At 45.6% G+C, this 25,145-nt stretch carries 16 protein-coding genes, 1 pseudogene and 1 CRISPR repeat array; of the genes and pseudogenes, 10 read left to right on the top strand and 7 right to left on the bottom strand.

Annotated elements, in window-relative coordinates; genetic code table 11:
• The 4 genes and pseudogenes from QT990_RS28030 to QT990_RS28015 all read right to left on the bottom strand — a co-directional run.
• Positions 1–302 (bottom strand): annotated as a pseudogene (locus tag QT990_RS28030) (RNA-guided endonuclease TnpB family protein); the annotation flags it as partial.
• A gap of 74 nt (positions 303–376) precedes the next feature.
• Positions 377–583, bottom strand: coding sequence for a thiamine S protein (locus QT990_RS28025; protein ID WP_333144212.1), 207 nt, complete (start codon positions 581–583; stop codon positions 377–379).
• Between the two features lie 71 nt (positions 584–654).
• Positions 655–2,046 carry a response regulator gene (locus tag QT990_RS28020; protein ID WP_333144213.1) on the bottom strand — a complete coding sequence of 464 codons (1,392 nt, stop codon included), beginning with the start codon at positions 2,044–2,046 and terminating at the stop codon, positions 655–657.
• Positions 2,043–4,868, bottom strand: a complete 2,826-nt coding sequence (locus tag QT990_RS28015; protein WP_333466030.1) for an ATP-binding protein — start codon at positions 4,866–4,868, stop codon at positions 2,043–2,045. The genes QT990_RS28020 and QT990_RS28015 overlap by 4 nt, the downstream gene beginning before the upstream one ends.
• A gap of 409 nt (positions 4,869–5,277) precedes the next feature.
• Here QT990_RS28015 and QT990_RS28010 point away from each other — a divergent pair, with 409 nt between their 5' ends.
• Positions 5,278–5,445 (top strand): hypothetical protein, encoded by a 168-nt coding sequence (locus tag QT990_RS28010; protein ID WP_333144215.1) that lies wholly within the window; start codon positions 5,278–5,280, stop codon positions 5,443–5,445.
• Positions 5,446–5,492: 47 nt separating this feature from the next.
• Here QT990_RS28010 and QT990_RS28005 read toward each other — a convergent pair whose 3' ends face one another.
• Positions 5,493–6,944 carry a hypothetical protein gene (locus QT990_RS28005; protein ID WP_333466029.1) on the bottom strand — a complete coding sequence of 484 codons (1,452 nt, stop codon included), beginning with the start codon at positions 6,942–6,944 and terminating at the stop codon, positions 5,493–5,495.
• A gap of 612 nt (positions 6,945–7,556) precedes the next feature.
• On the opposite strand from QT990_RS28005, the gene QT990_RS28000 reads away from it, so the two are divergent.
• Together QT990_RS28000 and QT990_RS27995 are read left to right on the top strand one after the other, a co-directional pair.
• Positions 7,557–9,056, top strand: a complete 1,500-nt coding sequence (locus QT990_RS28000) for a GUN4 domain-containing protein (RefSeq protein WP_333466028.1) — start codon at positions 7,557–7,559, stop codon at positions 9,054–9,056.
• 347 nt (positions 9,057–9,403) lie between these two features.
• A complete protein-coding gene (locus QT990_RS27995) occupies positions 9,404–9,667 on the top strand; it encodes a hypothetical protein (protein WP_333144218.1) in 264 nt (87 codons plus the stop codon).
• 128 nt (positions 9,668–9,795) lie between these two features.
• Here QT990_RS27995 and QT990_RS27990 read toward each other — a convergent pair whose 3' ends face one another.
• Entirely contained in the window at positions 9,796–10,323 is a 528-nt protein-coding gene (locus QT990_RS27990) for a P-loop NTPase family protein (protein ID WP_333175972.1), read from the bottom strand.
• A gap of 356 nt (positions 10,324–10,679) precedes the next feature.
• Here QT990_RS27990 and QT990_RS27985 point away from each other — a divergent pair, with 356 nt between their 5' ends.
• The 7 genes from QT990_RS27985 (at position 10,680) to cas5 (ending at position 19,016) form a co-directional block, all read left to right on the top strand.
• Positions 10,680–11,231 carry a nucleoside monophosphate kinase gene (locus tag QT990_RS27985; RefSeq protein ID WP_333466031.1) on the top strand — a complete coding sequence of 184 codons (552 nt, stop codon included), beginning with the start codon at positions 10,680–10,682 and terminating at the stop codon, positions 11,229–11,231.
• Positions 11,232–11,379: 148 nt separating this feature from the next.
• A complete protein-coding gene (gene rph, locus QT990_RS27980) occupies positions 11,380–12,102 on the top strand; it encodes a ribonuclease PH (protein WP_333144220.1) in 723 nt (240 codons plus the stop codon).
• 331 nt (positions 12,103–12,433) lie between these two features.
• A complete protein-coding gene (cas6, locus tag QT990_RS27975) occupies positions 12,434–13,075 on the top strand; it encodes a type I-MYXAN CRISPR-associated protein Cas6/Cmx6 (RefSeq protein ID WP_333300883.1) in 642 nt (213 codons plus the stop codon).
• On the top strand, positions 13,072–15,546 hold the full coding sequence (gene cas3, locus QT990_RS27970; protein WP_333300880.1) for a CRISPR-associated helicase Cas3': 2,475 nt from the start codon (positions 13,072–13,074) through the stop codon (positions 15,544–15,546). Before cas6 ends, cas3 begins: the two co-directional genes overlap by 4 nt.
• Entirely contained in the window at positions 15,527–17,209 is a 1,683-nt protein-coding gene (cas8a1, locus tag QT990_RS27965) for a type I-MYXAN CRISPR-associated Cas8a1/Cmx1 (RefSeq protein ID WP_333144223.1), read from the top strand. Before cas3 ends, cas8a1 begins: the two co-directional genes overlap by 20 nt.
• Before the next feature lie 218 nt (positions 17,210–17,427).
• On the top strand, positions 17,428–18,375 hold the full coding sequence (locus tag QT990_RS27960; RefSeq protein WP_333144224.1) for a DevR family CRISPR-associated autoregulator: 948 nt from the start codon (positions 17,428–17,430) through the stop codon (positions 18,373–18,375).
• Positions 18,372–19,016 carry a type I-MYXAN CRISPR-associated protein Cas5/Cmx5/DevS gene (cas5, locus tag QT990_RS27955; protein ID WP_333144225.1) on the top strand — a complete coding sequence of 215 codons (645 nt, stop codon included), beginning with the start codon at positions 18,372–18,374 and terminating at the stop codon, positions 19,014–19,016. The genes QT990_RS27960 and cas5 overlap by 4 nt, the downstream gene beginning before the upstream one ends.
• Positions 19,017–19,241: 225 nt before the next feature.
• Positions 19,242–22,623: a CRISPR direct-repeat array (repeat unit 36 nt; unit sequence CTGAAATAACCTTTGATGCCGTTAGGCGTTGATCAC).
• 166 nt (positions 22,624–22,789) lie between these two features.
• On the opposite strand, the gene QT990_RS27950 is transcribed toward cas5, so the two are convergent.
• Positions 22,790–25,145 (bottom strand): CHAT domain-containing protein (locus QT990_RS27950; RefSeq protein WP_333466027.1); only part of this gene is annotated, 2,356 nt, incomplete at its 5' end.

Here is a 25,145-nt window from a genome sequence, read left to right as displayed (position 1 = left end):
CCCGTGAATCTTGAAGAGTCAGCTTTGTAAGCTTTAACGGCTTCAAAAAACGATTTCCAATTCTTGTCTAGCACCATTAAGATTTGCTGACTTACTTTAGCAGGCAAAGCCTTATATGCTTCGTGAGACTTCATCAATCGGTTCATTTCGTTGTAATTGACATAGCCCCATCCATAAATAAAACTCTGACGAATGACGTAATTGGTGGCATTGTAGAGGTTTTTGGACTTGAAAGCTAATTCGTCAATCTGGACGAAACGATGTTCCGTTGATTTAATGATGTGCCTCTCTGTTAGCTGCAGCATTTGAGACTTCCGTTCTTTGGGCTGTGCGTATTTCTTGTTCAACACTCATAGCGATATGATACCATTATTGTTTATAATTGCTTATAAACTAAACGAAGTTTTACAATACCGAAGCCGGTGGGTGGCCCATAGAACAGTGGGCGATCGGCACTCAGGCGTTCTAGGACTTGCGATACGGGAGTTGCTTTGGGAAATTCTAATTTCTCTTCGGACAAGCCCTCTGCTTCTTGATAGGCGGCCAAGAGTTTGACAGTGAGGGTGATTGGTAGATTAGACATGGGCGATCGCAATATTAACGGTATATTGACAAAACAGCCAAACTAAAATTAGCCCTAAAAAATCCCCATTACTAATGGTGAATTGGAAGCTCAATTACAAACTCTACCCCCCATTCGGGCGAGGAAATGCAGGTCAGCTTACCACCATGTTTTCGTTCTACGATCTCACGGCTAATAGACAAACCTAAACCTGTCCCTTTACCTACTGATTTAGTAGTAAACATCGGCGTGAATAAATGCTGCATTACTTCCTGAGTTATGCCAACCCCATTATCAGCAATCCGAATCACCACTCTGTCATCCTGAAGCATTTCAGTGCAGATCCGAATCTGTGGAGTGTCATTGCTCTGTTTCTTTTCCCCGCACAGCGGACAACTAATCGTAGACTCTTCTAAAGAATCAATTCCATTCGCCAATATATTCATAAACACCTGATTAAGTTGCCCCGGATAACACTCTACTAGCGGCAATTCCCCATACTCTTTAATCACTGCAATTCCGGGGAAACTTCCTTTAGATTTCAGTCGATGCCCTAAAATTAATAAGGTACTATCTAGCCCATCGTGAATATTCACTGGCGTTAGTGCCGATGTATCCAACCGAGAGAAATTACGCAGTGACATAGAAAGATTGTAAAGTCGCTCTGTTCCTAGCGCCATTGAATCAATAATTTTGGGCAAATCTTCAACAATAAAATCTAACTCAATCTCCTGGGACTTATCCTCAAATTCTGATGTCGAAGTAACGTTGTGCTGGCAAAGCCGAGTCATCTCGATCAAATCAGCAATATATTCCTTGGCAATAGGGATATTATTGGAGATAAAACTAACTGGATTGTTAATTTCGTGAGCCACTCCAGCTACAAGTTGACCAAGGCAAGCCATCTTTTCACTTTGAACGATTTGCACTTGAGCTTTTTTAAGATTCTCCAAAGCTTGAGAAAGTTCAGCAGTTCGTTCTTCCACCCGTTTTTCTAGCTCCTGTGCGAGCTGATGTAACGCTGCTTCTGCTGCGAGCCTGTCTTCAATCTCCCGTTTGAGAAGCAGATTTTGGTCAGCGAGAGTTTTAGTCAAAGAACGCAGTTTTAAATGGAGGTTGACGCGAGCTAACACCTCCTTTTGTTCAAAGGGCTTAGTAATGTAATCCACAGCCCCTAGATTAAAGCCTTTGATCTTATCTCCTATGTCAGAAAGAGCCGTCATAAAAATTACCGAAATTTCGTTCGTCAACGGACTTTCCTTCAGGCGATGGCAGGTTTCAAACCCGTCAATTCCTGGCATCATTACATCTAACAGAATCAAATCCGGCTGAGTATATTCAGCCTGTTCGATGGCAGTTTCGCCATCAGTTGCTACCAATATCTCCCATCCAAAACCCGCTAAAGCTTCAGAAAGCACGTCCAGATTGCTAGGATTATCATCGACGATTAAGATGCTACTTGTTTCAATATTTGCTGCCTTCATTCTTTTTCTATCCTGTGGGATGTAATAAACTCTTTTATTTTTTTCACCTGATAGCCTTGGGCTAACTGGCGCAGCTCAACAGCAAAGGACACAAATTTCTGATCTAACTTCTCTAGGTGCTCACTGCGCTTCACAATTCCTTTCACGTTGCCTCTCATCGCCAGTTCAAATAAAAGTTCAATTTCTTCGGGCGGGGGAGCCACTACAGAGGGCGATTCAGAAAGTGATTGAGCATCTGATGAAAAAGGAATAGTGCTGATTTTTTCATGCTTTTCTTCCTCATATATCCATTCAAGTTTTAAATAGTTTTGCAACATCTCAAATAGCTCTTCTGCCTGCACTGGCTTACCGAGAAAATCGTTTGCTCCCCCCTCGAAACTTTTATGTTGGTCGGTAGCAAATACACTGGCAGATGAAGCAATGATTGCCACATCTTTATAGTGTGACAAATTTCGGATACGGCGCATCATCTCAAAGCCATCTAACACTGGCATCACTAAGTCAGTGATAATCAAATCGAACTTAAACTCTTCTACTTTTTCTAAACCTTCTTGACCGTTTTTAGCTTCGGTTACTTCAAAGCCGAGCGGTTCCAGCAGATTGACAATCACCGAGAGGTTTTCCCATTTGTCATCCACAACCAAAACTTTCTGTTTTCTACCTTGGTAGCCAACCAGCTTTCTTTGCTTGGCAATCGTGACTGTATTTGCCCAGTCTGCCGCTTCCCGTAAATCCAAATCTAGCCAAAAAACACTGCCGACTCCTGACTGGCTTTTTACTTGGATTGTACTACCCATCATTTCGACAATTTTCTGGCTAATTGTTAAACCGAGTCCGGTTCCTTCCGCCTGACGCTTGCTGTCTCCTACCTGTTCAAAAGGCAAAAATATTTTTTTTAATTGTTCTGGTGTCATACCAACGCCAGTATCTTCAATTTGAAACCGAATTTGGTGAATTGGTGAGGCTGGCTTTTGGTCATTGCTTTGTACCTTTTCACCTGTCCCCTTTTCCAGATGTTCTATCTTAAAAGTCACTCGTCCCGAGTCTGTAAACTTAATTGCATTGCTCAGTAAGTTAATTAGTACCTGTCGCAAGCGTTTCTCGTCAGCGTAGATGCCAGCAGGAATTTCCGAACTGGGTTGATAAACAAAAGCAATTCCTTTTTGTTCGGCTCGGATGCGGCAGATTTCTGCGACTCCTTGCAAAAAGGAAGGAAAATGGAAATCTTTCGCGTACAGTTCCAATTTCTGGGCTTCAATTTTAGCGAGGTCTAAGATGTCATTGATCAGGGTTAACAGGTGGGAACCACACTGGTGAATAATACTGATGCCTTGGATATCTTTCGGAGCCATCGTTTTTGAGCGTTCTAGGATTTGAGCGTATCCTAAAATTCCATTGAGTGGCGTTCTCAATTCGTGACTCATATTCGCTAAAAATTCACTTTTAGCTTGGTTGGCAGTATCAGCGATTTGTTTGGCTTCCGTGAGTTCAGCGGTGCGTTCTTCTACTCGGATTTCTAGCTCGGAATTGGTCTTGGCTAGCGCCTCAAAGGATTCGCGCAACTGTTGTGCCATAAGGTTGAAAGACTGCCCCAGAACTTCTAGTTCTTCTACGCCTTTTACCTGCACATTTTTCTCTAAGTCGCCACTGGCGATCGCCCTAGAAGCTGCGCTCAAACGGAGAATCGGGCTGGTAATCCAGCGGGCGGTTAAGATTCCCAAAACGGTAGCCAGGGCCAAGGCTCCGAAACACAACAAAATGGTAGTCTGGGTATTGGCGTTAATTTGATCCATGAAATCGCTTTCAGGAACTACGACGACGATCAGCCAGTCCAATCCTCGGCTATCCTGAAAGGGCATAACTTGGAGGAATTCCCGCTGGCCGGCGATCGTAAAATCCAATTGCTGAGAGCTATTAATTTTAGTGAGGTCGCCAAAGTGTTTTTTTAAATGCGCTGTTGTCAGCCGGATTAAATCATCTGTGCTATCTAAAGCATTCAGGCGATCGAGTTTGCCATTGTTGGTGATAAATGCTTCTTTGAGAGTTGAACTGCCTACTAGGAGTCCCGAACGTTCCATAATGAATGTCTGTCCCGATCGACCCATTTTTAAGCTGTGCAGGAAGTCACTGAGGAAAGAGATCAGAAAATTAGCAACGAATACTCCGCGCAGTTCGCCACTTTCGTCATACACTGGATGTCCGGCAGGAAGCGAGAGGGTTTTCTGACCTGTAATCGAAAAAATTTCGCTCCATGTGGGCTTGCCTAAGCGTACACTGTCTTTATACCATGAACGGTTGAGTATATCGTAGTTGCGGGAGACTTTTAAGAGCTTCGTTTGATTGCCTTTGCTATCAGATTCATAAATATGAAGTTCATTCCGATGCTCTTTGTCTGCTCTTTTAAAAACTACTTTGCCATTCTCTTGGCGTTCAATGGCAATGAACTCTCCCGTGTTAGTAGCAAAGCCCATATTGGGGAGAGAAGGAAAGGCTTGAATTTGCTCCCACAAATAGCGCTCCATACTCTCCAATTCGTCTGGATTTAAGTATCCTAGGCGAAGGGCATTGGCATTCAGTTGATTGACGCGAGGGGCTGTGTCTAGGTAAGTGTTGAGCTGCTGCTGGATACGGGCCGTAATTTCACTCCGCAACTGACTAGCAACTTCGTTGACTGCTTTTTGCCCGTTGCGTAAGGATAGCCAGCCTGTTAGCCCGACGGCAGCAAATATTTGCAGAACGAATGGGAATACTAAAATCAGGCGCAGGGACACCTTTTTTTTATAACGGTTTGACAGGAAAGTGGTTGCAGAGGTCTGTGACATTTATTGGTGTTACTCCTGGGGTAACGAGTTGGCTGAAAAATCTCAGTGGATTGAGTGAAATGAGGCTGAGGAAATATATATTGAAAAGCAATCTATAATAGTTAGTGAAAAGTTGGAGACAGTAACTTGCTTAAACAAGCATGGCTACTTACGTGTTTTCTCTGATAGTGGTATAATAATATCTGACTAAAGATACTGACGCGCCTTAGTTTTTTTAGCCTTGGTATTTTTTTTTAGCCTTTAGGAAACCAGTTAGCAATCATATCTAATAGATTACTTGGTTTAGAGCTATTTGTAGTAATTTTTAATTTTACTTTACAGATTGACTCTAAAAAGTATAATCTCATCAAACTTACATATAAATTGATATAATGTACGTCTAAAAAAATTGATCTTTCTCGCTAAAAACATGACACGCCAGGCCGCTGAGAACCCTAACGGCGGTCTAACTCACTACCGCGCTGAATATGTGAGGCACAACCCTGCTGATGACTCTCGTAGAGAATGCCGATCGCACATAAAACTTTACAATTCCAGCAAGTTTCATGTGCAGGAGTTACAGCAGGGTAATTGCTAATTGCTAATTGGGGAAGAAAAAAATCAGTAAAGCGGTGGAGACTTGCCCTAACGCGGGGCTATCCGTTGCAGTTCTTTGGCTTGTTCTAAAATTTTCTCGAAGTCTTCTTCGCTCAACCGCTGAATGTAGTTGATTTTGAACTCTTCTAGGAAGTCGCACAGCAGCAGTTGTATTTCTTGCCAGGTTTGCTGCTGTTGCAGTTCGGTTCCTAAAGCTTGCCCGAAATGTTGGACTAGCTGGCTTGAGAGTTTCATGCCTATGGGGTCTTCGGTGGCGATTTTGAAGGCTTCGTAGGCATCTTGGGGGCCGAGGGTGGCTAATTTTGAGAGTTCTGCAACTAATTGCTGTGCTAGCTGTTCGGGCAGGTTTCCCAGGCCGGGTACTTGCTTCCATCCTTGATAGAGGGGGGATTGTTTGAGGAAGCTTTCAATATTGTACCGGAGGAGGGCTTCTAGGTCTGGCTGGAGTTGGGGGAGGACTTTGTAGACGGTTATTTGCACGAGATGGGTGGCGATCGCTTCTATTTCATTGATATTGTTGATGTCTAGATAGCGCTGTTTTGGGGATTTAAAGAGTTGACGAGCGAGTTCGCCTGTGGTAATAGATTGTTGCATCTGGTTGATGAGTTGAATTACTACAACTTCGGTCAATTCTTGGGCGAAGTTGGCGACGAAACCTCGGCTGATTTGGGTGCGTATGGGTTGGAGATCCGGCATTTTGGCTTGGTGGATGCGAATTGTGACGGGTAATACTCGCAACAGGCGCCAGAATGGGAGAAGCATGAAGATGTCGTACCATCGCCAGAGCATGGCCGATCGCCAAGTGACGCTGCGGTGGCGGCGGCTGATCGAGTAGGTACGGGCTAGAAATTCGATCGCGAATATGGCAATAAATGGCAGGTCGATTAGCCAGAAGTTATCGGTGAATTCGCCGTTTTCTCCAATCTCGCGGTAATAGTTGGTGGCGATTAATGGCTTGATTTTGGAGTCAAACCACTTGATTTCTTTTTGCCAGCCTTGTTTGTTTAAATAGTCAGGGCTCCAGAATCTTTGGAATGATTGTTTAGCGGAGTCTTGCGGATTCGGGACGCGAGATCGCATCCGGTCTTTTATTTTTTCTAAGGTGCCACTTTTTGATGCTACTCGAAAGGGATCTTCGTCGATCATTTTCGCGCTCAGATTGTTTATTTCCTGCAATTTGGCTGCTACTTGGGGAGAGGGCAAGCCTGTTTGCACTACGTGAATTTTTAATTCTTCTAAGGTTTCCAGATATTGCTGGGTGTCTCGGTGGGGTTTAATTCCTTTAAATGGGTCGTATACTTGAGTTAGAACTGGGAGTTGCCGGAGGTAGAAATCACGTCCGGGCACGTAAGTTATGTCAAATATTACTAGGCTTAAATTTCCTAGGGCGACCAGTGCCATGAACCGCTCGAACCAAGGTACTTTCGGTGATTTTTTGCGGGAGTTTGGAGTTTTAGAAGGCTGTAGTTTTAGTGTCACTGGCGATTCCTAATTAAGTAGACCGATCGAATTAGATGTAACTGGTAATAGCTGAAAAAAGGAAACAGGGAAAACTGGCTAAGTGTCTGATCGAGCTCGGATGGCGATCGCGGAAGCTAGTCTTTATTTTAACGTGCGTTTGTTGGGGAGTTTTGGATTGTTGATTTCGCCTGGTTAGGTAATAAATTATGCTGCTAAAATATTAAAGCCGATCGAACTTGACGGAAGCTGTGGCTCCCCTTAGTGTGCTTCTCTCTGGCAATAAAATTATATCTCAGGCGGAATCCTCAGTTTTTTTGGCGTTGCAGAACTCACGGGGCTGGTAATAAATTACTATTTCTGTTTGATCTGGTGGCTCTTTGGCCGCTAAATCAAATGTATTGCACGCAGCGGAGTCTAAGGTTAGATGAGGACTTCGAGTTTGAGGTCAAACCCTCAAGAGAGTTATACTTGCTCAGGGGTGGCAGTCTGGCGAGAGCGCCCCCTCCGATCGCGAGGGTGGCTGCCGCCTCCGTAAGGTTCGAGGTTTCGCCTCTACAAAAACCAGCTCGCGATCGGACTCTTGAATAATATAAAACCCTGAGTATAATTTTGTTCGCATTTTTTTAATATATGACATACTGCCTTAATCTCGATTGCCCAAGAGACAAGCGTCAGAACCCACCAGGCACAAAGTATTGTCTTAATTGTGGTTCAAAGCTGCTGCTAAAAGACCTTTATGCAGCAACAGAACCGCTGCGCGATGGGGGATTTGGCAGGACTTTCCGAGCTGTTAATCATGGAAAATTTGAGGAATTGTGCGTGATTAAACAGTTGTCGCCCCCTCAAGAGTTTCAGCGGAAGCCCGGTCATTTTAAAAAATATGTTCGACTGTTTGAACAAGAGGCAAGGCGGTTATACGAACTGAAGCACCCGCAAATTCCTCAGTTAATTTCTTATTTTGAGGAAGATGGGCGATTGTATTTGGTGCAAGAGTTTATTGATGGCAATAATTTAAAGGATGAGTTAGATAAGTACGGTGCTTATAGCGAAATTAAAACTTGCGAACTGCTGTTAGATTTGTTGCCTTTATTGAAGTTTGTTCACGACCGAAATGTAATTCACCGCGATATTAAGCCTGAGAATGTGATCCGCCGAGCTCGCGATCGTAAGTTAGTGCTGATAGATTTTGGGGTTTCTAAACAGGTAGTAGCGGCTGCTCCCACCAAAACAGGAACTAAGTTGGGAACTCCCGGCTACGCGGCTCTAGAACAGCGTCACGGTAGGGCTGTTCCTGCTAGCGACCTTTATAGTTTGGGGGTGACTTGCATTCGCTTGCTGACTTCTGTTATGCCTTATCTGGATATCTACGGGGACATTCACGATGACCTTTACGATCCGCTTGAAGGCCGGTGGCTTTGGAGGGAGGCTTTGCCAAAAGGAACACAAATTAGCGACGATTTAGCTCAGGTTTTGGATAAGTTGATTCAGGAATATGTTAAAGATCGCTACAAATCGGCTGTGGAAGTTTTGGATGCTTTAAAACCTCCTGTTGTTGTTGTCCCAGTGCTGGAAAAGTCGCAGCAGGCAACTGTCATTAGTCCTTCGGTTCCCACTCAACCAGTGACTGATACTGCGTTAGTTTCTGTGAATTTAGAGTCCGAAAAAGGTATTGATTATTCTCACTTGGCAAGGCTGCTGGCTGCTAAAAATTGGCGTGGTGCTGATGAGGAAACTTCTGTGAAAATGCTGGAGGTGATGCAGCAAAATTCACGGGGTTATTTGAGTGAGGAAGATATTAGGAAGTTTCCAGCTAAGGATTTGCAGACTATCGATCAACTTTGGGTGCGGCACAGTCACCGCAGATTCGGTTTTTCTGTGCAAAAGGGTTTGTGGCTCAAGTTGGGGGGAAAGCCTGGTGTTTATGATGCTACAGTTTGGGAGAAGTTTGGCGATCGAGTGGGCTGGCGGGTTAACAGCCAGTGGGTATACTATTCGGAGCTGAATTTTACTTCTAAAGCCAAGCCTGGACATTTGCCGGGGGGGACTGTTTTTGGGTGGGAAGGCGGGGTTTTGTGCGGTGTTTTGGGTTTAGGTGGGATCTGGTTTCTGCTGTCGCGGCGGGATTTGTAAAACTCACATCTTGCACTATTCTCAAGAACAGGCAAGATGCCTGTTCCACAAGAAAATTCACTCTTTGTGGAACAGGCCGAAAAGCCTGTTCATAAAAAACTTATTGAGAATGGTGCAATATCTCAGTAAAAGGAAGGTAGAAGGTAGAAGGCAGAATTTATTAGTTAGGCTGCACCCCAAGCGAAGTCGAAGTGTCAGTCATTAAATAGTTTTGAGTTGGGAATTAAAGAGTTAATAAATTTTGAGTTTAATCATCTGTTATGTAGAAAACAGCTCTAAAAAAAGCGAAAAATAAGATATAATCCCAAACCCTTTTTTTTGTGCTATGTTCTTAGAGAAGGGCAAGTTTGCAAAGTCAAAAGCCAGTCCTCGGCCGTGGCCAAAGATGGGGACTGGCGTTGGCTCCAATTTACCAAGGAGATTTATCTAGTATGTTGCAAGAAAAACGTCTCAAGCCGTGGACTATAGTTCGCTCGCTTCCCAATGTGGAAAAGGTGGTTGTGGGTGAGTTCCGCAGTTGGTCTGATGCAGACGGTCACTTGAAAATTCTCAAGCGGATGGTTCCGGCGGATCGATTGACTGTTGTGTTCGATCCGGTAGTTCAATCGTAACGTCGCTGGTAAATTGATCGGCGTGCGATCGCTCTTTGAGCTAAGCGATCGCCTCTTTTTTTAGATACTGTTTTTTTACATAAAAAATGCGACCGCTAAAATGGCGATCGCAAATAGAATGATTGTCCTTAACTGCGGCGAATTTCAGTAATTTGGTCGGCAACATCCAAAATTCTTTGCGGCATGGATGGCCCGGTAAAAATCATATCCAAATGATGCGGCTTGTTGTCAATCAATGCCACCACTTCCGCTTCGGGAATCAAGCCCAAATTAACCGCTAAACTCAATTCATCGAGAATAACTAAGGCATAACGACCTTCGCGCACCGCATTTTGAACATACTGCCACAATTGTTCGATCGATCGCGTCTCCAGCTCATCTAAATCGGCATTCTCAATGCAGCGTGACAAATCGCAGCGCACCCAATCTAAATTTTGCCCCAGCCGCACCGGATGCTGGTGTCCTTGATTAATTCCCCCTTTGAGGAACTGCACCGCTAGCACCGGAGCTCCCTGTCCTGCAATTCTGAGGGCCTGAGCCATGACACTGGTAAAAAAGCAGCGGTGCGGGCCTGTAAAAACTTGCACCAGCCCTTGAACTGTGTAGGGCAAGCTGTGGGTTAAATTGAGTTTAGGGGTTTGTAACTGAGCAACCATAGGGCAATATTTAATCAGCAACTAAGTCTTGAGTGCAGCTCCGACCTTGACGCGGCTGAAGCCTGCTTGACAATATATAGTGTACGGGGCCGAGTGCACATCCGATCGAACGCTAGATATACAAGTTGTCAAAAGCTCGCTGCAGTGGCATTCGCAGTCGTTTGTGGGATTTTTGAACTCAATTAGCACTTAGGGAGAAACGGGGTTTTTTACCAAAATACGGCGGGGATCGCCCCAGTTAGAGAGTTAGAGGGTGAAAAAGCAAGGCGATGAGAGTCTTGGGAAGTCCAGGACTGTGAAGAAAAAGTACACACATCGCGTAAAATTTGAATGTCGCGGCACTAGGAGCAGGGACTGTGAGAGTGGTGATTCTGGGAGGGCCAGGAGCGGGAAAGGGAACGCAGGCTGAACTACTGTGCAGCAATTTGAGCCTTCCTTTGCTGGCTGTGGGGGATATTCTACGGGAGGCGATCGCAGAAGACACAGATTTAGGCAAGCTGGCGGTGTCTTATGTCGAAAAAGGGGAATTAGTTCCCGACGCAACTATGATTGAATTCTTTCGCCGCCGACTGCTGCTGTGGGATGTCTTTAATGGCTGGGTGTTGGAGGGCTATCCGCGAACGGCTTTTCAAGCTGAGGAGTTGGATTTTTTATTAGAGGATTTGGCCCAGGAGCTAGATTGGGCGATTTTGTTGAAAGTGCCGATCGAGGTTTTGCTGAGTAGGTCGATCGAGCGCGATCGATCGGATGACCACCCTGAAATTTTACAGCGTCGGCTCGATTTGTTCCACGAACGCACTATTCCTCTTTTAGAATATTACGAATACCGCAACAAACTGTTAACTGTGGATGGCGACCAATCCCCAGAACAAGTCCAGCAAGATATTCTTAAAGTTGTTAATAGTTAATAGTTAATAGTCAGTTGGCAGTAGTCAGTTGCGTTCCCTGAGCGTAGTCGAAGGGTCAGTTGCCAGTTGGCAGTAGCCGTTATTTGTTGAGTGTTACAAATAACCAATAACCAATAACCAATAACCAATAACCAATAACCAATAACTTATGTCCACAAAACGTGCCGATGGCAGACAACCAAATCAAATTCGTCCGATTAGTTTCGATCGACAGTTTACCAAATTTGCTAGCGGTTCCGTACTGGCGAAAAGTGGCGATACTCAGGTACTTTGCAGCGTGACAATCAAGCCGGGAGTGCCGAGATTTCTGGAGAATACTGGACAAGGTTGGCTAACAGCGGAATACCGAATGTTGCCGGGATCTACACCGCAGCGACAAGAGCGGGAATTTATGAAATTATCGGGACGGACTCAAGAGATTCAGCGGTTGATTGGGCGTAGTTTGCGATCGTGCTTGGATATGCAACTATTGGGTGAACGCACCATACTTGTGGATGCGGATGTTTTGCAAGCGGACGCGGGGACTCGCACGACTTCAATTACTGGCGGGTTTGTGGCTGTGGCTGATGCTTTGAATAAGTTGGTGCAAAAAGGTGATTTGGTGCGATCGCCCATTATTCGCCAAGTGGCGGCCGTGTCTGTCGGACTTTTGGAAGGCGAGCCATTTTTAGATTTGAATTATCTTGAAGATGTGGCGGCTGAAATTGATTGTAATGTGGTAATGAATGGAGATTTGAATATCATCGAAATTCAGGGAACTGCGGAAGAAGGAAGTTTCAGCAGGAGTCAGTTAAATCAAATTTTGGATGTGGCAGAAATAGGGATTCAGGAATTGTTGGAGGCTCAGCGGCAAGCTCTTTTGACCGATTGATTTTAACCCCAATTGTTGGAGATGTCTGTTTGAATTTACCGTTGGGTGGGGACGGGTTTTCCGGTCTTTATCGCAACCGGAAATATTTTTGGTGAAAGCCGCTCCTACAGATTTATTTACATTACACTTGACAAAAGTTGCGGTAAGTGCTATACCTAGAAAAATAGACGGGGCGTTGATCATTCTGCCCTCCGAGTAGTAAAACCTACGCGATTAATGCCGGGACGCGAACAGCCATTGCTTTCAACTCCCCAAAACCTTTGATGCCGTCAGGCGATTAACTAAATTATTCCCGAGCAGGCTAGTGAATACTACCTCTCTCAAAAACCAAATGTCTGCACTCCAAGTAGTAAGTGCGACCGACATTTCTTTCAGAGTAAATGGCTTAGAGCTCCCAGCAGACCACGGTTACGGACTGTTCGCAGCTATTTGCGAAGTAGTGCCGATGTTGCGGGCCGATCGCACAATTCGGCTGCTGACGGTGGCGGGATATCCAGACAGACAGGGGAAAATTACTCTCAAGCGCGAGATCGGGCGATCGTCGCGAATGCGGATCAGGGTGGCAGCAGAAAACGCGCACCATTTCTTTAAACTCGGTGGCCAGCAATTGTCTGTGGGCATCCACCAAGTCGTGCTGGGAGTGCCGACAATATTGCCGTTAAAGCCTGCTGCTGACTTGTTTGCTCGGGTTGTGGTGATTTCTGGCTACGAACAGCAGGATTATTTTTTAGCGGCGGTGAATCGGCAACTAAAAGCGCTGGGAGTGCGATCGGGCAATGCTGAAATTCCCCTCAATCAATACGGCGAAATCGCCAGAAAAACTATCAAAGTTAAGGGCGATAAAAAAGTAGGTTATTCGGTGAAAATATCCGGGCTTACTGATGAAGATTCTTTGTTGGTGCAGCATAACGGTATTGGGGGCAAAGGACACATGGGAGGTGGTTTTTTTGTGCCTCACTGGGAGGCTAAATGAAAGTGAATTTTCCCCGACTTTTCGCTAAGTCTTTGCCCAAGGATTTTTCAAGGCTGCCTAAAGAAATTCAGTCAGCTCACTTTTTGCCCGGACATACTGCTGCGGTGTACTGTTCTGCTGAAATCATTCTCAACCGATTGCTGCCGATTATCTTGCGTCAATTAGGTTTGGGCGATGAATGGGCGAAATTGCTGTTGAAAACAACTTTGATGGGATGCTACATTCACGATTGGGGGAAAGCTAACCAGCACTTTTTGGGATTGATGGCAACCGAGTCAGTGCATTACCAAAAGCATCCTGACTGGTTACAAACGATTAAATCAGAATTGCCAACTAACGAGAGAAATCAAGTCCAACAAATAATCCGTCACGAAATTTTGAGCGGCATTTTGGTGCTGCGAGTTCCCGAATTTAGGCAGTGGCTGGAAAGTTGCAAAGATGTCGATTTGTTGGTGGCTGTTTGGGGGGCGATCGGACACCATCTCAAAGTCGATCCAACCAAGGAATTTGTCAAAACTAAGGGCTGCGGCAATGCCCCGCTTTTTGTATTTTGCCAGCACAAAATTTCTTCTAAACCAGATTCAAAACCCGTCCGAGATGATTTTAGGGCGCTGCTCAAAATTGGGACGGGCAGCCAGTTAAAATTGTCGCCAAAACTGCCCAATGTCAAAAAATCAAATTGGACGCAGGAGGAACTAAAATATGCTGTTGAGGCAGTAACCAACGAATGCGAAGCAATGGCAAAAACTGTGGGGCGAAATAGCGATCGCCAGCGGTTCATTGCCGCAGTGAAAGCGACTGTCATTGCAGCGGATATCGCAGGTTCTGCGGTGCCGGAAATCGCAAATCAGCGGCAATGGTTGAGGCAAGTTTTGGAGCAAGTATTGAGCCGGGAAGATTTACAGCAGGTTATCGATTCCCGGCTCAAGAAAAAGCAGCGGCGGGGTTTTCAAAAGTCTGTTGCTGCGACCAAAACTAGAATTACTTTAGTTAAAGCTGGTTGCGGAACTGGTAAAACAATTGCTGCTTATTTGTGGGGATTAAATTGGGCAATTAATAGAAAGCTGTTTGTACTTTATCCTACTACGGGGACGGCTACTCAGGGCTTTTTGGATTACGGCACTTTGACTGATGCGGAAACAGCTTTAATGCACTCTCGATCGAACATCGATTTAGAGGTTTACCAAGCTTTGATTAATGAAAATGATGACCACGTTGAAAATGAGTCGAGACTGCAAAGTTTCAAAGCTTGGATTGCCAAACTTATCGTCGGCACGGTAGATTCAGTTTTGGGATTGATGCAGAACAACCGCAAGCCGATTTATGCGTGGATTGCGATCGCCCAAGGTGCTTTTGTTTTTGATGAAGTTCACGCTTACGATGACAAATTGTTTAGCGCTTTGCTGAGATTTATCCAGACGTTTAAAGGCGCGCCGATTTTGCTGATGAGCGCTAGTTTCACTCAGGAACAATTGGCAAAAATCTACGCTACCGTGGCGGAGTTGGGCGAAGAGATGACCGAGATTGAAGGCCCGAAAGATTTGGAAAATTTGCCGCGCTATCAATTTCAAGTAGTTGAAAGTTCCACTGATGTCATGGTGGATGTCGCGGCTGCTTTAGCAGCAAATCAAAAGGTTTTGTGGGTCAACAATTCTGTAAAAAGTTGCGTTGACACTTACAATTTTGCTGTGAATGAGTTAGTTAAGTACCCGAATTTAGATTTTTTGTCTTTAGTTTACCACGCTCGATATCGGTACAAAGATCGGGTCGATCGCCATTCTCAAGTCATGTCAGCTTTTTCGCAGCAAACTAAAGGTGTGCTGGCTGTTACCAATCAAATCTGCGAAATGTCCCTCGATTTGAGTGCCGATTTGCTGATAACGCCATTTGCCATTTTTGCGGCGCTGATTCAGCGGCTGGGGCGGCTTAACAGGCAAGTTGAGTTTGATGCTACTGGCAATTTGGTACTAGCATCGGGACGAATTTGCCAAGCTATATTTTATCCGACTAACACTCCTTATCCTTATACGGGAGAACAGGTAAAAGCTGGTCAAGAATTCGTTCGAGAACTTGCGGAATTGGGGGAAATTTCGCAGACTGATTTAATGAAAGCGGCTCTCAAAATCACCGGCGAACCGATCGCCGAATATGACTCTGCATGGCTTGACGGCTTGTGGTGTACCAGTCGCGAGTCTTTGCGAGAGCCTGGGAATACCATTAATGTCATTTTAGCAGAAGATAGGCAAAATATCGAGAAAATTGCAGAGGAAAAAAGGGCGAAAAAAGGCATCACCAAAAATAAGGCTTTGGCTGAGGAAGCACAAAAATGGGCGGTTCCGGTGCGGCTTCCCCGTCCTATTTCTGAGCTAAAAAACTGGAGGGATAAATTTCAAAAAATTTATCCGATCGCCCCCAAAGATGCCGTGATTTACAGTGAGGTAACGGGAGCTTGTGAACAGTACAAATGTTGAAATTGTTCTTAACTTGCACAGCCCGCATTATACGGATATGCACGCGGCGGGTTTGGCTGGTTTGTGGATGACTTTAAAGCAATTTAATCGGGAGGGGATTAGTTATGATAATCTGAAATGGGAACTTGGCGAATATGAAGTAGCGCTGAATATTCAAGGGAGTCATTTAGAGGCGCTCGAATGGTTGATTCAACAGTCGTTTTTGCTGAATGACGGATTGATTGGATTCCGGGGAATCGATTCAGAAAATCTCTTGCCGGAGTCGAGAGTGGCGCTGCATCAAGGATTGTTGAATACTTTTTTGCAGCAAGGGATACTTTCTAAAAGCGACGGCATAAAATCTCAATCTTTTGAGATTGATGAGGGCGAGTTGCCGCTAGTAGTAAGTTACAAGTCGCTAACTGAATACAGCCATCAAAAGTTTGCTAAAAATTTGTGCGATCGCGCGGGTTTCCTGCTAGAGAAACCCTTGGCAGTAGCGGGCTGGCTGAATCCAGGCGCTACAGTCAAACACACTGCTTTCGCAGGCAAAACTAGCATCGAACAAAACGCTTTAGATGCTTTAGTGTTGCTTTACGCGCCCGTAGTTTGCTGTTATTTCAAAATTCGATCCTTCGCAAAAGGAGAAAAAGCATCGGCGGCTTTGATAATTCCTGAAATCTTGAATCTCAAACAGTTTGCTGAAACTAGAATGAGTTACGCCAAACGCCATCAAGCGTACAAAAATTTTCATGCTTCCGGGATTGGAGATGCAGCGCTGCGTTTTTTAGTGACTTACGAATCCGCAGTAGAGATTGCGAAAACTTACAAAGTTAGTCGCTGTCGCGCTGTGATTTTTGGGAAAACGCCGTGGAATCAAAAGCAAAAATCTCCGACGGACAAGTATTCCGTAACTGCGGATGCAAAAATCTGTGCTGCTTATCAGAAAACGCAAAATGCTTTCAAGGATAAGTATGTAGTTTACGGAGATTCGGGTAGTGCCATTGTCCCCAGCTTGGCTAAAGGTTTAATCGCTGATGCTTTGATTAAACACCTTCCTTGGTACGGAGAATTGGCGGCGAAAATAACTAGCAAAGAATTGTTCGATCGACTGTGTTATGAAAGTAAAGGTTTTCGAGATATGGTAGAATATGCGGAGTGGAAAGAAGCATCCCACGGGCGGTTTGTTGAGGCTTGTCACGATGCTTTGAGAGGAATTTACGCTGGTTCTTTTAAGCAAGGAAATGCTGAAGCAAAGCGCCAAAATGCTAGCCAAGAACACGGCAAAAATTTAGGTGAAAAGCGGATATCAGATGAGCGTGAAAAAGTGCGATCGAAAATGATTCGCTGCAAAAACTTTTCAGCATTCTGTTTTTTCATCACAGAATTTTGGTCGAAAGCTGGCTTTTCGCGAGTGCAGCAAGAATATCAAGCAGAATTGTGGAATTTAGTATTAGATGATTGGGAAATGGCAAGAAATTTAGTCTTGCTTTCCCTCGTCAGTTACAAACGCAGGAAATCTGCTGAATCCCCGCCTGAATTGCCAAGCAGCAATCGGGTGGAGGCTGAAGATTCTGATGTTGATTTAGATGAGGATGATGGGGATGAGGAAGAAGAAGATGACGAAGATGATGATGATGGTGAAAGCGTGCCTTTGCCATCATCCCTTCGCAATTTACGTTAGGCAGGACTTATACCAATTTAATGTGAAGTTGCACATATCTCGATCCCCCTAAATCCCCCTTAATAAGGGGAGTAGGGGTTGACTTTGAGAAGAATCTTGTCCCCCCCTTGTAGGGGCGGTGCCCCCGTGCCCGCCCTCTTTAGGGGGGATCGGATTCTATGCAACCTCATAAAAAATTGGTATTACGCACACACTATATCTGTAACTGAGGAAATACCATGACTTATCATTTGTTTGGCAACATTTTGACCAATTACGGGATCGCTGCTAACAACCGGGGTGAAAACCAAGGTAACGTCACAACTTTGCAGCGCTTAGCATGGAAAAATTCGCTGCGGACTACTGTATCTGCTGAGGCTATTCGGTGGGCAATTCGCTATCAGTGGCAGTTTCTAGGAGAAGATGTCAACCGCAAATGGGATGATGATAAAAATGAAAATTATCGCGTTCAAGAGGGTGTTTTCGATCCTGAAATCTACATTGATGATGATGTTTTGGGTTACATGGATGCGAAAGCGGCAACGGAAGATATCAATAATGATGGGGTTCCAGAGTCGAGCGACACCAAACCAACTGCTAAAGGCGGCAAGGCTAAAGCTAAACTGAAAAAAGGGGAAAGCATTGCTCGCAGGGGGGTGCTAGAAGTGACTCGCGCGATTTCTTTGACTGCGGATACTGGCGATTTGTTTTTTGGCTCGACTAGCGGCAAAAAAGACCGGAAATCTATTCATCAAACGGAGGCTCACGCTACTCGCTATCAGTACGGTTTTGCGATGACTCCGCACCGTTTGAAGGTTGCGAGTCGGGTGATTTCTGTTTTGGATGCTTTGGCTTCTCTCGGAGGTGTTGCGGGAAATCACGCTCGGTTTCTTTACGATTTTTCTCCTGAAAGTATCGTGCTCAGGTGGACTCACGATTTTGCTCCCCGGATTCTTTACTGCTTTGAGGAAAATCGCAAAGGGGAGATTTCAATATCGGATTTGGTGCGCCGCATTGAGGCTGGAGATATTGACCCGAATGAGGTGTGGATTGGCGGGGCAATTTCTGTGGAGCCGGAGGTGGAAGAATTGGAGCAATTGGGTGTGAAAGTTTTTCGGGGAATTAAGCCGGCGGTGAGGGATTTGCAGTCTGTGATTTTGTCGGATATCGATCGGGAGGCTGCATGATCGGGTTGCGAATTGAAGTGCCAATTGCTTGCTGGCGGCAGTCTTATGCGCGGGAATATGCGGAAAGTTATCCGGTGCCGCCGCCGGCTACGGTGTACGGAATGCTGCTGTCAATGGTGGGGGAAATTAACCGCTATTCTCACTGTGGCTGTAAGATTGCGATCGCCCTTTTGTCTGCTCCCAAAAGTTCTACTTTGCTGCGGACTGTTCGGCGGGTGAAAGTTGCGAAGGAGGAGTTTGCGGCGGGCAATGCGCGGCCGGATTTTCAGGTGTTGCTGACTGGTATTGATTTGGGAATTTGGGTGGATTTTGGCGGGGATGTTGGCAATCCCAAGCTGTTGGAAAGATTGCGGGAGGCGATTTTGCGCCCGGAGTCGGTGAGTAGATTTGGTGGGGTTTCGCTGGGGGAAAGTCGGGATTTAATTAATTCTGTTTTGCTGTGGCGTGAGGAGTTTGAAGCTGATATTTGTCAGTGGTTGATTTTAGATCGAAATGGGTATTTGGCTTTGCCTTGCTGGGTGGATCATGCGGGTTCTAAAAAGACTAGGTGGCAGCGCTATGTTTTGGCTGATGCTGGCGATTTTTTGCTGGCGGATGTGTTAGCTGGGGTTGATTGCTGGAGTGCGATCGGGCCTGAGTAATGGATTTAGTGTGGCAAGGTGCTTGCAAAAATGGCTGGGAGGGTCTATTGTGGAAGGGGTTAGGCGATCGGCCTACTAATAACCTTTGATGCCGTTAGGCGTTGATCACTGCGATCGAACTGCTAACTGCTTTGATGGTGGAAGGAGGTTTTAAGGATTTAGTCGGGCAAGGTGCTTGCAAAAATGGTTTGGAGGGTTTATTCTTTAAGGGGTTGGGCGATCGGTCTGAAATAACCTTTGATGCCGTTAGGCGTTGATCACGAGTCAATTGACTGCGCGAGTGTGCGGGCTAATTCCTGAAATAACCTTTGATGCCGTTAGGCGTTGATCACAGTATTCTTCAAGTCGTATCCGGTTAGAGGTGGCTCCTGAAATAACCTTTGATGCCGTTAGGCGTTGATCACTGACACACTTCTGCAATATCCAAGATAATGGCTTCTGAAATAACCTTTGATGCCGTTAGGCGTTGATCACAATACAGTGCAGGATAGTTGCCAGCTTGCCAACTCTGAAATAACCTTTGATGCCGTTAGGCGTTGATCACCTTGCCGCTTACGGACTGCGACCTCACGAAATTTCTGAAATAACCTTTGATGCCGTTAGGCGTTGATCACCGTCCTGGGGAAGAGGCTGTGGCGAATAGAGTTGCTCTGAAATAACCTTTGATGCCGTTAGGCGTTGATCACTTCAATTGTGAGATTTTGCCTCTACCTGTAAATTCTGAAATAACCTTTGATGCCGTTAGGCGTTGATCACCAAATTATATTGAGTTGCTGGCGCTCACGGGATTTACTGAAATAACCTTTGATGCCGTTAGGCGTTGATCACGGGGTGGCGACGGGTTTGGGGTGTAATTCAATCCCGCCTGAAATAACCTTTGATGCCGTTAGGCGTTGATCACATTTAGAGGAGCTCGATCGCCTAGACTCCCACATCCTGAAATAACCTTTGATGCCGTTAGGCGTTGATCACACCACCAATCGGACACTTTCGGGTTCAACTCCTACTGAAATAACCTTTGATGCCGTTAGGCGTTGATCACGTAGAACCAGTATTCGGCAAGAAGCCTTATCGAAAAACTGAAATAACCTTTGATGCCGTTAGGCGTTGATCACTCCCCGTACCCGATCACCCTGTATGGAAAAGGCCTGAAATAACCTTTGATGCCGTTAGGCGTTGATCACCACAGGAGGAAATCAAGAGCAGAAACAGGCTGCGATCTGAAATAACCTTTGATGCCGTTAGGCGTTGATCACCTTCTGTCTGTGCGCTGTTGTCGGGGGTTTTGCATCTGAAATAACCTTTGATGCCGTTAGGCGTTGATCACGTAATCATGCACAGCCAACCGACTACTAGGGACTGAAATAACCTTTGATGCCGTTAGGCGTTGATCACAGTTTGCAGAGTTTGATGTACCGCGCCAGTTGGTCTGAAATAACCTTTGATACCGTTAGGCGTTGATCACTTATTTAGCGGGTCGCTGGTAGCTTTCCGCATGGATGCTGAAATAACCTTTGATGCCGTTAGGCGTTGATCACAAACATCAGTTGTTCGCACCCAAGGTTTCGATCTTGAGATCTGAAATAACCTTTGATGCCGTTAGGCGTTGATCACGCCAATCGACACAAGTGAGTAGCCAATAAGCGAGCCTGAAATAACCTTTGATGCCGTTAGGCGTTGATCACGTTAGGCTGGTTGTTGAGCTTTGAGGAATTGCAAGACTGAAATAACCTTTGATGCCGTTAGGCGTTGATCACCTCAAACATTTTTGAGTTCGTTCCGCCCGCACTAGACCTGAAATAACCTTTGATGCCGTTAGGCGTTGATCACCCAATACCATGTCGTATCCACAAAACGGCTAAGGCTGAAATAACCTTTGATGCCGTTAGGCGTTGATCACGAACGAATCGCCGATTCAGACAGAGAAATTCAAGCCACTGAAATAACCTTTGATGCCGTTAGGCGTTGATCACGAATAGAACCCAAACCAAACCCCACTAAATAAGCCTGAAATAACCTTTGATGCCGTTAGGCGTTGATCACAGGAATAACAAATTGGATCATGACTCAACAGTAGTCTGAAATAACCTTTGATGCCGTTAGGCGTTGATCACAACAGATCACATCTGATGCCAACAAGCATCGAAGCCCTGAAATAACCTTTGATGCCGTTAGGCGTTGATCACGGCGCTCGCTCCATCCAATCTCCATTACCTTTTCTGAAATAACCTTTGATGCCGTTAGGCGTTGATCACAAAAGTTTTCGTGGGTTTTCGGCTGGAGTGACGCTGAAATAACCTTTGATGCCGTTAGGCGTTGATCACTGGACAGAGAAAGAAGAAGAGTTAAGCGAAACCAAGGCTGAAATAACCTTTGATGCCGTTAGGCGTTGATCACGGGTTACTCCGATCGTCTGCCGCACGACAAGCGCAACTGAAATAACCTTTGATGCCGTTAGGCGTTGATCACTCAAACGACGGGACGGAGGCAAGGGAGGACGAGTCTGAAATAACCTTTGATGCCGTTAGGCGTTGATCACTTGTTAATTTGTTGCTAGTTCGGCGTTTTACGACCTGAAATAACCTTTGATGCCGTTAGGCGTTGATCACTTGACACTTTTGGGGTTAGCGAGATTGCCAACAACCTGAAATAACCTTTGATGCCGTTAGGCGTTGATCACGTATCGTGACCAAGTTAATCGATCGCCCGGAGCGTCTGAAATAACCTTTGATGCCGTTAGGCGTTGATCACGTATCGTGGTTTGACCAATTTCCAGAATATAATGGTCTGAAATAACCTTTGATGCTGTTAGGCGTTGATCACTCTTGAGCTTGTTCAAAATCAGACCCTTTGATCCACTGAAATAACCTTTGATGCCGTTAGGCGTTGATCACGAACTTAGCAGAAAAACGAAATGGCTGAACGCTGAACTGAAATAACCTTTGATGCCGTTAGGCGTTGATCACCACTCAGTGCCAAAACTTAAGTCGGCCCGGTACTCCTGAAATAACCTTTGATGCCGTTAGGCGTTGATCACGAGAGAATTGTAGATGTTGCCATTTAAGACCACTCTGAAATAACCTTTGATGCCGTTAGGCGTTGATCACGGAAAGCCACTGGCTCGAAACCTCAACTGATAGACTCTGAAATAACCTTTGATGCCGTTAGGCGTTGATCACATTGGGATATGGTGGCGACAGGCGGCGGCAGAACTGAAATAACCTTTGATGCCGTTAGGCGTTGATCACGTCGATGCAACAACAAGCGTTGTCAATGCTTTTATTCTGAAATAACCTTTGATGCCGTTAGGCGTTGATCACATTCGGCGGTCAGCCATTGGAGCAAGCTGGCGGTTCTGAAATAACCTTTGATGCCGTTAGGCGTTGATCACGTTGAAACTTGGGGTGAAGAAGGACAAAAACCTTGGCTGAAATAACCTTTGATGCCGTTAGGCGTTGATCACGGTTTCACGGTCACGTTGCGTGTACTGAATATGCTGTCTGAAATAACCTTTGATGCCGTTAGGCGTTGATCACCACTCCTGAGTCTTGACCAATTGTTTCTGAGCATCCTGAAATAACCTTTGATGCCGTTAGGCGTTAATCACTTGCAATGAGAGCGTTGCACAATTTGAGGATGATTCTTGTGGGGTGCCCCGTCCGCTGTGAAAACGCACTGGACGAGCTCAACGGCCCATCCCACAAAACAATCAAAATCATCTCGCAATTATGCAACGCCTAACAAATCACTAATCACTAATCACTAATCACCAATCACCAAGGACTCCCAATCATCACAAAAGCCGACCAATAATAAGGATGCGACAACTTTAAATCCGCAAACCCTTGCAGCGCAGCCGGCAACTCCACCCCCTCACCCCGACTCAAACCCCGCAATCGGCCACCCTCCAAACGCACATCCCCCCGCAACATCGCAATTTGCGCTTGTCGCAGCGCCGCCCCCTTAATTCGCGCCGTCTTCAACTGCTGGTAAAACTCACTCATTAATCCCAAAGTACCTTCATCACTCACGTACCACAAACTCCCCAAAGCCGTTTGCACCCCGGCTTGCAACGCCAAACCCCCGAAACCCAACTCCGCCTGTGCATCTCCCACCGCAGTCCGACAAGCACTTAAAACTAACATATTCACCTGCGGATCATTCAATCTCAAATCCCGCAATTCATCCAGTCGCAGCCGACTATTCCACAACTGAATAAAAGAATTATTTGGTGCTCCAGGTCGAAATTCGCCGTGAGTAGCTAAGTGAATAACCCCAAAAGGTCGGCTTTGATGCTGTCGCTTCAAATTCTCCAAAGTGAAATCCTCATTCAGAAAACTAACTCCCGGCCACTCTCGGGAAATAGCCGCTATTTCAGCAGGAACTGCAGGCAAAGGATTCAACTCTGAAAATTCTGAGGCACCCATTGCTAAAACTTGAGAATTTCTGAGATCGACGTAGCGAGTATCTGTTAAATTCATGCTGGGCATGAGGCTGAGACTGTACTTTTCCACCAAAAATTGCTGTCCGTCGTGCAAAGCAGCAAAGGGCATACCTCTCAAACCTCGATCGACAACAAAGGAAATAGTATCCGTTTCGCACTTTTTCAAACTGTCCTCTAAAGGCGCAATCATCCACTTATAAAGCTGTTGCGAAGATGGTAGATAACTCGTAGTAGCCCGCACCCCCGGTTTGGTAATCTCACCCCTGAACTCATTTACAACTTTCAGAAGTTCTTGCCGGTTCGCTGACGGCACACTTTTGTGAACCACTTCACCGCAAGAAGTGATCAGCATTAAATTTAATTCTTCGGGTTGCGAGAACAGATAAATTAAGCTGGGTTTCGTGCCGGTTTGTGCGCCCACCGATGCTAACTTTTTTTGAATTTCCTCTGGGGATACCAACTCGTTGCTGATGTTGATGCCTAAATATTCCCCGAATTCTTGGCTGAAAGATTTGTCCAGCAGAGGCAAAGCTGCCGATATGTTGCCTGCCTCCAAGTTCCTGCCGATGTCGCCCCGAAATGGTGACTGAAAAACGGGTTCTCTGGGATTTGAACCGATGAAATTTCTCATTCCTCTGGGAGATTGCATTCTTTCGGGTGGCATTCTGTCTCCGGGTTTTCCTATATCTCGCAATATTCTGTTTTGGTTCTGCCGCTGTTGGGGGGTAAAGGGTTGGTTGCGATCGGGGAAAAGCAATCGCCCTCGATCTAATGGAAATCTATCCCTTGGTGATATTGGGGGCGAATTGGGGTTATTGGGATTGAGGGGATTTATGGGATTGTCGGGATTGAGGGGATTTATGGGGTTGTCGGGATTGAGGGGATTTATGGGATTGTCGGGATTGAGGGGATTTATGGGATTGTCGGGATTGAGGGGATTTATGGGATTGTCGGGATTAGTTGGTTGGTTGGTAGTGACGATCGCACTATTACCTTGAGTGTAAGAATTTATGAAAGATTGCCCTTGAGTAATCGTACCCACAGCATTACTGGCGATCGCCCCAGCAGTACCGTTAGTCGTCGCATCTCCCACCGCAAAAGGTATCGGCGGATTGACATCGCCGCCGCCGTGGCGGATCGTAACTGTACCGGGTTGAGTGTCGCCAAGAGTCGAGACGCTAACAGGAGTAGCGTTTTGGTCAAAAGTACCCCTCACTCGAACTAAACCCGGAGTTGCGATCTCAACATTACCGCCCGGAGCATTTATGGATGCAACGCTGATATCATTTTGAGCGTTAAGATTTACTGTAGAAGTGCGATCGACCCTAACAACAGGATTAACATTTATTCGCCCAATTGCGATTTCGTTCCCCGCTAAAATTCCGACACTTTCGGCAGCACTTATATTGCCAGTGTTGACAGTTCCCCTGCTGCTAGTTACATCAACTGCAACTCCCCGCAAATCCCTTGAATTTACATCGAGCGGCGCTGTCAAATTGACATTTCCTGTTGTGGCGTCCGTATTGCCAATAATATTAATACTTCCCGAATTGCTAGTTACATTAACTCCAACTCCCTGCAAATCTCCTGAATTTACATTGCCAGAACCTGTCAAATTGACATTTCCTGTTGTGGCGTCCGTATTGCCAATAATATTAATACTTCCCGAATTGCTAGTTACATTA

This window comes from Microcoleus sp. T3_B1 (assembly GCF_036700445.1).
Classification (GTDB): domain Bacteria; phylum Cyanobacteriota; class Cyanobacteriia; order Cyanobacteriales; family Microcoleaceae; genus Microcoleus.
This window is presented reverse-complemented; position numbering and strand designations above follow the sequence as displayed.